This is a genomic window from Limnohabitans rimovensis (SeqCode) (assembly GCF_965234775.1).
Taxonomy (GTDB): domain Bacteria; phylum Pseudomonadota; class Gammaproteobacteria; order Burkholderiales; family Burkholderiaceae_C; genus Limnohabitans; species Limnohabitans rimovensis.
Genome location: NZ_OZ248562.1, coordinates 888,689 through 899,065 on the forward strand (window position 1 = coordinate 888,689; position 10,377 = coordinate 899,065).

Genomic DNA, 10,377 nt, shown 5'->3' on the forward strand with positions numbered 1-10,377 from the left:
ACCCCATGAGCTTGGCCATTTGGAGCATTTTCAAAATGATGTCACCGTTTTATTCTCTCAGCCCAGTCCCCCAAACCCCAGGGAAACAAACCGCTGCCCAGCCTGTTCGGCGCCCTCCACATTTGACCTTGGCTGCCAACCGAGTTGCCAAACCTTTGCGCGTGGCCCGGGTCCAAGACGACATGAGCCCACCCGACCGAGCTGGCCGCATGGTCATGTCTGGGCGGATGGATGAAGTCTGTGCCGAGCTGGACCGCTTGGTGCAACTCGAAGCTCGGCGTCAAACCCATCAAAGCAACGGCCTCTCCACGGCGCTTGCTGCCTGACGTGCCGTAAGCCGCGCAGCAGGCGGGGTCTCGTGGGGTGGCACACATTCAAAGGCACAATGGGGCCATGAACATTGTGATCCTTGATGACTACCAAGACGCGGTGCGCAAACTGGCCTGCTCACAGCTGCTCGAACCTTACACGGCCAAGGTCTATACCAACACCGTCAAAGGCACGGGGCAGTTGGCGGTTCGACTCAAGGACGCAGAGGTGTTGGTTCTCATTCGTGAACGAACCCACCTCAACCGCGCGCTCATTGAAAAGCTTCCCAAGCTCAAAATGATCTCCCAAACCGGTAAGGTGGGAGCGCACATCGATGTGGCCGCCTGCACTGACAAAGGCATTGCCGTGGCTGAAGGGGTCGGCTCGCCCATCGCACCGGCCGAGTTGACATGGGCCTTGATCATGGCCGGTATGCGGCGTCTGCCCCAGTACATCAGCAACCTTAAGCACGGGGCTTGGCAGCAGTCAGGCCTGAAAAACAGCACCATGCCCGTCAACTTTGGTGTCGGCATGGTGTTGCATCAAAAAACTTTGGGTATTTGGGGCTTTGGAAAAATTGGGCAATTGGTGGCCGGTTATGCCAAAGCCTTCGGCATGAACGTGGTGATTTGGGGCAGTGAGGCGTCTCGCGCCCTGGCCCAGCAACAAGGCTATGAAAGTGCCCCTTCGCGGGAAGCCTTTTTCGAACAAGCTGACGTGTTGAGCCTGCATTTGCGCCTCAATGAAACCACCCACCACATTGTCAAAGCCGATGACCTGGCGCGTATGAAGCCCACGGCCATGCTGGTCAACACCTCCCGTGCAGAGTTGATCGACCCCGATGTCTTGATCGCCGCCCTCAGCCGCGGACGCCCTGGACTGGCCGCCATTGACGTTTTCGAGAGCGAGCCGGTTTTGCAAGGCCACGCCTTGTTGCGCTTGGAAAACTGCATTTGTACCCCCCACATTGGTTATGTGGAGCAAAACAGCTATGAGTTGTACTTCAGTGCCGCATTCACCAACGTGGTCAATTTCATCCAAGGCACCCCCACCCACATCGTGAACCTCGAAGCACTCAGCAAATCGCGTTGAAGCGCTCTGCTGGATAATTCGCGGATGAAATCTACATTCAACAACGTGGGCGTGGTCGGCGTTGGCGCCATGGGCCAAGGCATCGCCCAAATGGCCGCCCAAGCTGGCGCCCAGGTCTTTTTATTCGACATGCAAGCCCCAGCGGTGGAAAAAGCCGTTCAGGCCATCCAACTGCAATGGCAAAAAATGCTGGAAAAAGGGCGCATCAGCAGCGATACCTGCGCAGCCTATTCGGCACGATTGCAGGCCTGTGTCAGTTTGGATCAGTTATCGGCGTGCGATTTGGTGATCGAGGCCATCGTCGAAAACCTGGCCGTGAAAAAAGAATTGTTCGCCCAACTTGAAGGCCTGGTGCCCAGCACCACGGTGTTGGCGACAAACACATCTTCCTTGTCGGTCACCGCCATTGCTGCGCAACTCAAACATCCGCAGCGGTTTGCGGGATATCACTTCTTCAACCCTGTGCCCTTGATGAAGGTGGTGGAGGTGGTGGCCGGCTTAAAAACCGACAGCGAAGTTTGCGTCAAACTCGACGCCTTCACCCGCGACATGGGCCACACCCCGGTGCGCACCCGCGACACCCCAGGGTTCATCGTCAACCATGCGGGGCGCGGCTATGGCACCGAGGCCTTGCGCATCGTGGGCGAATCGGTGAGCGACTTCGCCACCATTGACCGCATCTTGAAAGACCAAGTGGGCTTCAAGTTGGGCCCCTTTGAGCTGATGGACCTCACCGCCCTGGATGTGTCCCATCCGGTGATGGAGTCCATTTACCACCAGTATTACGAAGAACCCCGTTTTCGTCCCAGCATCATCACCGCCCAGCGTTTAGCCGCTGGCGTCTTGGGCCGCAAAACCCAAGAAGGTTTTTACAGCTATGTCGATGGCAAAGCGCAAGTGCCGCCTGAATTGCCACCGCCCGTCGTTGAAGACATGCCACCCGTTTGGGTCTCCCCAAGGGCAGCGCGCCGCCCCGAATTGCTGCAACTGCTCAAAAGCCTGGACGCCCGCATCGAAACCGGCGCACAACCCAGCGAACAAGCTTTGATTGTGGTGGCGCCCTTGGGATTTGACGTCACCACGGTGGCTGCCGTGGACCGCCTCGACCCCCACCGCACCATGGGTATCGACCTGTTGTTCAGCGACGCCCAAACCAAGCGCCGCGTCTTGGCCAGCAACCCTGCCACCCGACCCGATATGCGCCAGGCCGCGCACGCTTTGTTTGCCCGCGACGGCAAACCCGTCAGCCTGATCCGTGACAGCGCAGGCTTTGTCACCCAACGGGTAGTGGCCCACATCGTCAACATCGCCAGCGACATTTGCCAGCAAGGCATTTGCACCCCACCAGACCTGGAAACTGCGGTTCAATTGGGCCTGGGCTACCCCATGGGCCCCTTGGCCATGGGCGACCACTGCGGCCCTGCCAGCATTTTGGAGGTGCTCTTCAACATGCAAACCGTGTACGGCGACCCGCGCTATCGCCCCAGCCCTTGGTTGCGCCGACGTGGCGCCCTGGGACTGAGCCTGATGCAAACAGAAGACTGAGCCATGGGCGCCCAACTCAAGAGCGAAACCCAGGACCAGACCTTGGTCCTAACCCTCTCCAATCCCGGCATGCGCAATGCCCTGGGGCCAGAGATCTACAGCGCGGGCATCGAGGCCTTGGGCGCGGCCGAAACCAACCCGGCCGTGCGCAGTGTGGTCATCACCGGTGAAGGCGGCACCTTCAGCGCCGGCGGCAATTTGCACCGCTTATTGGCCAACCGCGAGCAAGACCCCAGTGTCCAAGCCGCCAGCATTGAGGGCTTGCACAATTGGATGGAGACCATTCGCACCTATCCCAAGCCGGTGATTGCAGCGGTCGAAGGCGCTGCGGCGGGCGCAGGCTTTTCTTTGGCCTTGATGTGCGACTTTGTGGTGGCCGCCCGTGACAGCTTTTTCGTCATGGCCTACAGCAACATCGCCCTGTCCCCCGATGGCGGTGGCAGTTGGAATTTGGCCCGCACCCTGCCCCGCCCCATTGCCAACGAAATACTGATGTTGGGCGAACGCATCACGGCCGAACGTTTGCATCAGCTGGGTTGGATCAACCAACTCGCCAACCCAGGTGAATCATTGGTTCAAGCTTTGCAATGGGCGCAGCGCCTCAATGCGCGTGCCCCCAATGCCTTGACCGGCATCAAAGACTTGCTCAACAGCGCAGCTCAGTTGCCGCTGAGCGATCATTTGGCGCAAGAGAAATCCAGTTTCGTAACGCTGTTACATCACCCCAATGCACTGACGGGCATCACCGCCTTGCTCAACAAGCAAAACCCCGACTACAGGTAAACCCGATCACTGAACACAGGCACATGGGCGACTGTGTGCTGGATTCAGCCCGGTCGCTTGCGGGACAATTTCAATCTAACCGGTCACACAAAAGACAGCCCATGGACGACCCTATTCTTACGATAGAAGAACGCGAGGCCATCAACGCAGGACGATGGTTTTCTTCCCTCTCACCCTCACTCAGGCACGACATACTTCGATGCGCTTACATCAAACGTTGCAAGGACGGGGAACTGATCGCCGCGCGTGGCGACCCGGCCGAGGAGTGGATGGCCTGCGCCAAGGGTGCCGTACGGGTCAGCTCGACATCCTTGTCGGGCAAGCAAATCACCTTCACTTACATCGAGCCGGGCATTTGGTTTGGCGATGTGGCCATCCTCGACGGCGACCGGCGCACCCACGATGTGTATGCCCACGGGGACACCAGCATTTTGTGTGTGGCCAAAGCGGACTTTCAAAAAATACTGACCCAGCACGTCGAGTTTTACGACGCCATGTTGCGCTTACAAGCGCGCCGCATTCGCCAGCTGTTTGGCTTGGTGGAAGACCTCAACACCCTGCCCCTGCGTGCCCGATTGGCCAAACAGTTGCTGCACTTGGTCAGAAGCTATGGCGTGCCTTGCTTGCAACACGACGGCGAAATTCGCATCGGCTTGCACTTGGCGCAAGAAGAGTTGGCCCAGTTGCTGGGTGCGTCTCGCCAGCGGGTGAACCAAGAGCTCAAAACCATGGAGCGCGAATTGGCCATCCGCATCGAAGCCGGTGGCTTGGTGGTGCGCAACCGCGAAATGCTCATGTCCATCAGCGACTCGGACCACTGACATGAGCCTGGAAGACAACTTCGTCGGCACCCGCGCTGTCAGCGACAGCCACCAATTCGATGTGGCCGCTTTGGAGGCGTGGCTGGTCAGCCACCTGCCCGGCTTCAAAGGCCCATTGAGCGTTGAGTTGTTCAAAGGCGGCCAATCCAACCCCACCTACAAACTCATCACGCCGTCGATCAGCTACGTGATGCGGGCCAAACCGGGTCCAGTGGCCAAACTGCTTCCCTCGGCCCATGCGATTGAGCGCGAATTCACCGTGATGAAAGCCCTGCAAGGCTCGGGCGTGCCGGTGGCGCAGATGCATGCCTTGTGCGAGGACGAAAGCGTCATTGGCCGCGCTTTCTACATCATGGCGTTTGTCTCGGGTCGCGTGCTCTGGGAGCAATCTTTGCCAGGCCTGCAAACCGCTGACCGGCGCGCCATCTACACCGAGATGAACCGTGTCATTGCCGCCCTGCACCGCACCTCTTATCGCCAAGTGGGTCTGGAGGGCTATGGCAAGCCCGGGCAATACATTGAGCGCCAAATCAGCCGTTGGACACGCCAGTACCAAGCCTCCATCACCACCCCCATCCCAGAGATGGACCGTTTGATGGAATGGCTGCCCCAGCACATCCCGGCCAGCGCCAAAGACGACAGCCAGACCAGCGTGGTGCATGGCGACTACCGACTGGACAACCTGATCTTTCATCCCGAAAAACCGCAAATCTTGGCGGTGCTCGATTGGGAGCTTTCCACCTTGGGCCACCCCTTGGCCGACTTCAGCTACCACTGCATGTCTTGGCACATCGTGCCAGGCACCTTTCGCGGCATTGGCGGCTTGGACCTGCCCAGCTTGGGCATCCCCACCGAAAAAGAGTACATCCGCATGTACTGCGATCAAACCGGCTTGGCCAAACCCCAAGATCTGGAAGTGGACTGGAATTTCTACTTGGCCTTCAACCTGTTTCGCATCGCAGCGATTTTGCAAGGCATTGCCAAGCGGGTGGAAACCGGCACAGCTTCCAGCGAACAAGCGCGCACCTCAGGGGCTGGCGCACGTCCCATGGCCGAACTGGCCTTGTCTTTTGCCCAAAGGGCTTAATTTTTTCATTCACCACTGAAAGAACACCATGAACTTCGACTACACGGACAAAGTCAAAGCCATGCAAGCGCGTCTGTTGGCCTTCATGGACGAGCACATTTACCCCAACGAAAAACGCTTTTTTCGCGAAATCGCGGAAAACCGCGCCAAGGGCAACGCCTGGGTGCCCACCGCGCTGATTGAAGAACTCAAGCCCAAAGCCCGCGAAGCCGGGCTGTGGAACCTGTTTTTGCCCCACAGCAAACGCGCCCCGCAGGGCCTGAGCAACCTCGAATACGCACCCATGTGCGAAATCATGGGCCGCGTGCCCTTTGCCGCCGAGGTGTTCAATTGCTCTGCGCCCGACACCGGCAACATGGAAACCTTGGAGCGCTATGCCAGCGAAGCCATCAAAGACGAGTGGCTCGAGCCCTTGCTGCGCGGCGAGATCCGTTCCGCTTTTTTAATGACCGAACCCGATGTGGCCTCTTCCGACGCCACCAACGTGCAATGCCGCATTGAGCGCGATGGCGACCACTACGTGGTCAACGGCCGCAAATGGTGGAGTTCGGGTGCCGGCGACCCCCGTTGCGCCATCTACATCGTGATGGGCAAAACCGACCCTGAGGCCCCGCGCCATTCACAGCAAAGCATGATCGTCATCCCAGCCAACACCCCAGGCGTGTCGGTGCTGCGACCTCTGACTGTTTTTGGCTACGACGACGCCCCCCATGGCCACATGGAAGTGGTGCTGAAAAACGTCCGTGTGCCCGTCAGCAACCTGCTGCTGGGTGAAGGCCGTGGCTTTGAAATTGCCCAAGGTCGATTGGGCCCCGGGCGCATCCACCACTGCATGCGCACCATCGGCAGCGCCGAGCGGGCCCTGGAGTTGATGTGCAAACGGCTCAACAGCCGGGTCGCGTTTGGCAAAAAAATCTCTGCCCAAGGCGTGTGGCACGAGCGCATTGCCGAGTCGCGCATCATGATCGAACAAGCCCGCTTGCTCACCCTCAAAGCGGCGTACATGATGGACACCGTGGGCAACAAAATCGCCAAAACCGAAATCGCCATGATCAAGGTGATTGCGCCCAACATGGCCTTGCAAATCATCGACTGGGCCATCCAAGCCCATGGCGCGGGCGGCGTGAGCGACGATTTCCCCCTGGCCTATGCCTGGGCCCACCAGCGCACCCTGCGCTTGGCCGATGGCCCCGACGAGGTGCACCGCAACTCGATCGCCAAGTTGGAGTTGGCGCGGCACATTGCCTTGGAGCCGCAAGAGGTGGAGATGCCAATCACCCGGGGCAGTTGAAGCACCCGGCCCCAGACCAGCGTCAAGCCTGGGTTCAGGGCGGCGCGATATTGGCCGCAGTCGAACATCGGTCAGTCGTGCAGCCAGCTTCGTATGGTTGAAAAACTGAACTGTTGTATTTGTATTGCTTAGAAAATCCAAAAGCCGAATTTAGCTTTTTAGTGACTGAAATAACCGGCGTACCATCTGTGTTGATAGTGTAACTGCTTAGCTGAATCTCACTGGGCTCTGCTGTGGTCGGCTGATAAGCGGTTAACAAATAAAACTTGCTGTTTTGGTAAAAAATGTCGCGCAATGCGGCGTTGTTCACGCCCTCTTGAATTTGCAAAAATCCTCTGGCTACACAAGCTGAGTAATAGGGAGGAACGGGGTCCGTGTCTATTTTTTTTAATCGGACATAAGGTTTACCCCCCCCACTGGCAATGCCACCCAAAATCAAGTTTGTATTGGCGGTGCCAGCGGTGTCCCAAATGGAAGGCACCAAAAACACAGTGTCAATATTGGTCGGCAAGGTGGTGCCATTGCAAGTGGTGGTGGATAACCAATCTGTTTGTCCTGTTTCTGGTTGCTTTCTAAAAGAGACAGTGTTTACAGTTCCATTGGCCGTGAGAATGCCCTTCCAAATTTGTGGAGTGGCGTTTTTATCGGTCACCACCAAATCCAAAACGCCATCGCCATTGATGTCTGCCGCTGCGGCTCGGTTGCCATCCAAAGCAATGCCAGGGTCAGTGCGGACATAACTCGAACCCGAACTGAGAAAAATCAATTGATTAGAAAGCCCTGAACAAGACAAAAACACGTCTGGTTTGCCATCTGCATTGAAGTCGGCGGTGATGGCATAAGTGGCACTGCAGGTATTTCTGGCCCCCGTGCCAAACAGCGTTGACGAGTCATCCGTCCAAGTTCCACTGGCCGATTGGCGCAAGAAATAGGCTTGGCCAGCAGTCGACACCACGAAGGCCGAATACTTGCCTTCCTGGAAGAAATCACCAAAAGTGACAGAAGTTGGCACCAAAAGTACACCTGTAACAGCATCGACCGGCACCGCAGTGTTGGTCAATCCCGCCACGTTTTTGTTGGCATAAGAAGTGGCTTGCACGGCCAAAGCCGTGCTGGTGCTCGATGCACTGCCCGTGTCACTGCCGCCAGGACCGCAAGCGGCCAAACTGAGACAATAAACAATAATGGCAAAAGAGCAGAATTTCATACACTTTGATTCGACACCAAAGAACTGTACTTTAAGCGGCACGACTTTTGCTGTACATCAATAAAATCAACATTCTTTGCGTGGGATCCGCCCCTTAACATATGGCTATGTCCTTGCCTCACCACTTTTTAACCGTTTGGATCGGTCTGTTCCTCGTTTCCGGGGCCTGGGCCCAGGATAAACCTGCCCCCAATTACAAGCCCTACCCCGAGAAAGCCAGCAAAGCCCAAGTGGAAAAGGTGCCTGAAGAGGCTGCACCCAGCTTTTCCAAGCCAATGAAAAAAGAGCCCCAAATGGCCTTGAAGGCGCGTCCGCCCACGTCGGGCAAGGAGCCCATGCTCAACCTCAGTGAGCAAAACGTGCCGCTCAAAGAAATCATGCACCAAACGTCCAAATTGGACTTTTATGACTGTGACGGCGTGGTGGCTCCCTGGTTCAGGCAGTTGCTCAGCGCCGAAATGAACTACTTTGCCGAGATGGTCGAAATGCCTTTCGTCAAAGGCGAATTTTGTGTGGTCAGCATGGGCACCAGCCGCAGCCTGGCCCCTGGGCGCTTGAGTATCCATCTCTACCCGAGCCGGATCGCCATGCAAGAGTGTGTGGTGCGCGAGCGCTGCCCGGCTTTTCGCAGCGTGAACTTGCTGCCGCGCACCGGCAATGGGGTTTACCGGTCTTACTTTTTGTCAGACATGGACCGCAAGATGATTGCCCAACACTGCGTCACGTCCAAAGGCAAATGGCACCCCGACACCACCTGCTACACGGTGGATTGATGGCACGGCCCACCTGCGCTGTGCGCTTGGACCTCAAGTCCTTGAGCCTGGGGCCGATTCAACAGTGTCACCCTGGTGTGCAACGATGATTCAAAAAACCTTTTACTACCTTTGCTGTGCGCTCATGTCACTGTCCATGGGCTTTTCGCCTTTGGCGTGGGCGGCTGATCCTGCGCCGGCCAAGCCCGCCGCCAAAGGCAAAGAGCCCCCCAAGGCGGTCGAGCGCCCCACCCGCACCTATGGCGAAGAGCCGATGTTTTACTTTGATGCGGACCGCCGCCCCTTCACCCAGCCTTTTCACAAATCCGACACAGAAGACTATTACCTGTGCCGGGGCATTTTGGGCCAGTGGTACCGGGAGCTGTTGGTCGAAGAGGTGAATGGTTTGCTCGAGCCCCTGTCCTTGGACAAGGTCGATGGACACACCTGTGCGGTGCGCTTGATCAAGACCAAACTGGGGAATAAACGCCCCATTGTGGCGGTCGACCTCTACCCCAGCTCAGACGCCATGCGCTCGTGCATCTTGAGCGATAAATGCAGCCACATGCGCAGCGCGGTAATGTATGTGTCCAAGGACAAAACCCTGTACCGCTCTTACATCATCACCGATGGCGCCAAGCATGTGAACAAAAACTATTGCCTCAACAACAAGGGCGAGGTCTTGGCCGAACAAGCCTGCTGGCGTTACTTCAACTGAACTTCCATTGGGGTCACCCTGGTGCCCCCGCAAGCGCTGGCCGAGCGGCAACACCTGGCCGTTGGCATCGTTTTGTCGGTTCTGCTTGGCCAACAACGGCAGGCTTTTGCCGCTCTCTACCGCGCTGCCGACTTGCAATGCAGTGGCTTGCTAATTGCTTATCTGTGCACATTTGCTGATTCAGCATTGGGAATTGCCATGAAAAAATTAACCGCCATTCTTTTGACCCTTGTGGTGTGTGCCCCCGCAATGGCGCAACTGAAGACCCCCAAGCCGCCCGAAAAGCGGTATTACATGGAAACCTCCATCAACGTGGTGAAGTACAGCGAGCCAGGCTTGACCATCGGACCCACCGCTTTGCGCGTCACCTTGGGCAAAAAAACCACTGAAACCTTTGGCTATGAAGGCATGTTGGGCTTCAGCGTGCGCAATGCAGAAACCGCCTATATCAGTACCGCAGGCACCACCACCTCGGTGGCCGGTGAAGTCAACAACCTCTATGGCCTGTACATCAAGGCGCGCAGAAACCTGGGCGCTGATTTGGAGATTTTCGGCAAACTGGGCATGGCCAGCGGTGAGCGCACCTTGAGCACATACCCCAGCGGTTTATCCGCCGCCGATAACAAATTCATCAGTTTTTCCTATGGCCTGGGGGCCAAAGCGGTGGTCGAGAAAGACATGAGCGTGGTGTTTGACTACATGTCCTACTACCACAAAGGTTTGACTTCTGTAGACGCTTTCTCGTTGGGCTTGTCGCTGGATTTTTAAGCCA

11 protein-coding genes are annotated in these 10,377 nt (G+C 57.1%); 10 read left to right on the forward strand and 1 reads right to left on the reverse strand.

The annotated features are described in order from the left end of the window. Positions 1-5 precede the first annotated feature (5 nt). From AC8GFZ_RS04340 to AC8GFZ_RS04370, 7 genes are all read left to right on the forward strand, one after another. Positions 6-326, forward strand: coding sequence for a hypothetical protein (locus AC8GFZ_RS04340; RefSeq protein WP_506642695.1), 321 nt, complete (start codon positions 6-8; stop codon positions 324-326). Between the two features lie 67 nt (positions 327-393). Beyond that, the gene (locus tag AC8GFZ_RS04345; protein ID WP_506642697.1) at positions 394-1,401 is read left to right on the forward strand and encodes a D-2-hydroxyacid dehydrogenase family protein; all 1,008 of its coding nucleotides are present in this window, start codon (positions 394-396) and stop codon (positions 1,399-1,401) included. 24 nt (positions 1,402-1,425) lie between these two features. Next, a complete protein-coding gene (locus AC8GFZ_RS04350) occupies positions 1,426-2,946 on the forward strand; it encodes a 3-hydroxyacyl-CoA dehydrogenase (protein WP_506642699.1) in 1,521 nt (506 codons plus the stop codon). Between the two features lie 3 nt (positions 2,947-2,949). Then, positions 2,950-3,729, forward strand: a complete 780-nt coding sequence (locus AC8GFZ_RS04355) for an oxepin-CoA hydrolase, alternative type (protein WP_506642701.1) — start codon at positions 2,950-2,952, stop codon at positions 3,727-3,729. Positions 3,730-3,830: 101 nt separating this feature from the next. Beyond that, the gene (locus tag AC8GFZ_RS04360) at positions 3,831-4,550 is read left to right on the forward strand and encodes a Crp/Fnr family transcriptional regulator (protein ID WP_506642703.1); all 720 of its coding nucleotides are present in this window, start codon (positions 3,831-3,833) and stop codon (positions 4,548-4,550) included. 1 nt (position 4,551) lies between these two features. After that, positions 4,552-5,637: a phosphotransferase gene (locus AC8GFZ_RS04365; protein ID WP_506642705.1), complete on the forward strand. Its 1,086-nt coding sequence runs from the start codon at positions 4,552-4,554 to the stop codon at positions 5,635-5,637. Between the two features lie 28 nt (positions 5,638-5,665). Further along, positions 5,666-6,928 (forward strand): acyl-CoA dehydrogenase family protein, encoded by a 1,263-nt coding sequence (locus AC8GFZ_RS04370; protein ID WP_506642707.1) that lies wholly within the window; start codon positions 5,666-5,668, stop codon positions 6,926-6,928. A gap of 34 nt (positions 6,929-6,962) precedes the next feature. Here AC8GFZ_RS04370 and AC8GFZ_RS04375 read toward each other — a convergent pair whose 3' ends face one another. Then, on the reverse strand, positions 6,963-8,135 hold the full coding sequence (locus AC8GFZ_RS04375; protein ID WP_506642709.1) for an FG-GAP repeat domain-containing protein: 1,173 nt from the start codon (positions 8,133-8,135) through the stop codon (positions 6,963-6,965). A gap of 107 nt (positions 8,136-8,242) precedes the next feature. On the opposite strand from AC8GFZ_RS04375, the gene AC8GFZ_RS04380 reads away from it, so the two are divergent. From AC8GFZ_RS04380 to AC8GFZ_RS04390, 3 genes are all read left to right on the forward strand, one after another. Beyond that, positions 8,243-8,908: a hypothetical protein gene (locus AC8GFZ_RS04380; RefSeq protein ID WP_506642711.1), complete on the forward strand. Its 666-nt coding sequence runs from the start codon at positions 8,243-8,245 to the stop codon at positions 8,906-8,908. 85 nt (positions 8,909-8,993) lie between these two features. Then, the gene (locus AC8GFZ_RS04385; protein ID WP_506642713.1) at positions 8,994-9,605 is read left to right on the forward strand and encodes a hypothetical protein; all 612 of its coding nucleotides are present in this window, start codon (positions 8,994-8,996) and stop codon (positions 9,603-9,605) included. Positions 9,606-9,803: 198 nt separating this feature from the next. Then, positions 9,804-10,373, forward strand: coding sequence for an outer membrane beta-barrel protein (locus AC8GFZ_RS04390; RefSeq protein ID WP_506642715.1), 570 nt, complete (start codon positions 9,804-9,806; stop codon positions 10,371-10,373). Positions 10,374-10,377: the final 4 nt, after the last annotated feature.

Bases quoted from the DNA above. Each gene is read 5' to 3' on its own strand.
- AC8GFZ_RS04390 (WP_506642715.1), top strand. From the start codon at position 9,804: ATGAAAAAATTAACCGCCATTCTTTTGACCCTTGTGGTGTGTGCCCCC.
- AC8GFZ_RS04355 (WP_506642701.1), top strand. From the start codon at position 2,950: ATGGGCGCCCAACTCAAGAGCGAAACCCAGGACCAGACCTTGGTCCTA.
- AC8GFZ_RS04350 (WP_506642699.1), top strand. From the start codon at position 1,426: ATGAAATCTACATTCAACAACGTGGGCGTGGTCGGCGTTGGCGCCATG.
- AC8GFZ_RS04360 (WP_506642703.1), top strand. From the start codon at position 3,831: ATGGACGACCCTATTCTTACGATAGAAGAACGCGAGGCCATCAACGCA.
- AC8GFZ_RS04380 (WP_506642711.1), top strand. From the start codon at position 8,243: ATGTCCTTGCCTCACCACTTTTTAACCGTTTGGATCGGTCTGTTCCTC.
- AC8GFZ_RS04345 (WP_506642697.1), top strand. From the start codon at position 394: ATGAACATTGTGATCCTTGATGACTACCAAGACGCGGTGCGCAAACTG.
- AC8GFZ_RS04375 (WP_506642709.1), bottom strand. From the start codon at position 8,135: ATGAAATTCTGCTCTTTTGCCATTATTGTTTATTGTCTCAGTTTGGCC.
- AC8GFZ_RS04340 (WP_506642695.1), top strand. From the start codon at position 6: ATGAGCTTGGCCATTTGGAGCATTTTCAAAATGATGTCACCGTTTTAT.
- AC8GFZ_RS04385 (WP_506642713.1), top strand. From the start codon at position 8,994: ATGATTCAAAAAACCTTTTACTACCTTTGCTGTGCGCTCATGTCACTG.
- AC8GFZ_RS04370 (WP_506642707.1), top strand. From the start codon at position 5,666: ATGAACTTCGACTACACGGACAAAGTCAAAGCCATGCAAGCGCGTCTG.
- AC8GFZ_RS04365 (WP_506642705.1), top strand. From the start codon at position 4,552: ATGAGCCTGGAAGACAACTTCGTCGGCACCCGCGCTGTCAGCGACAGC.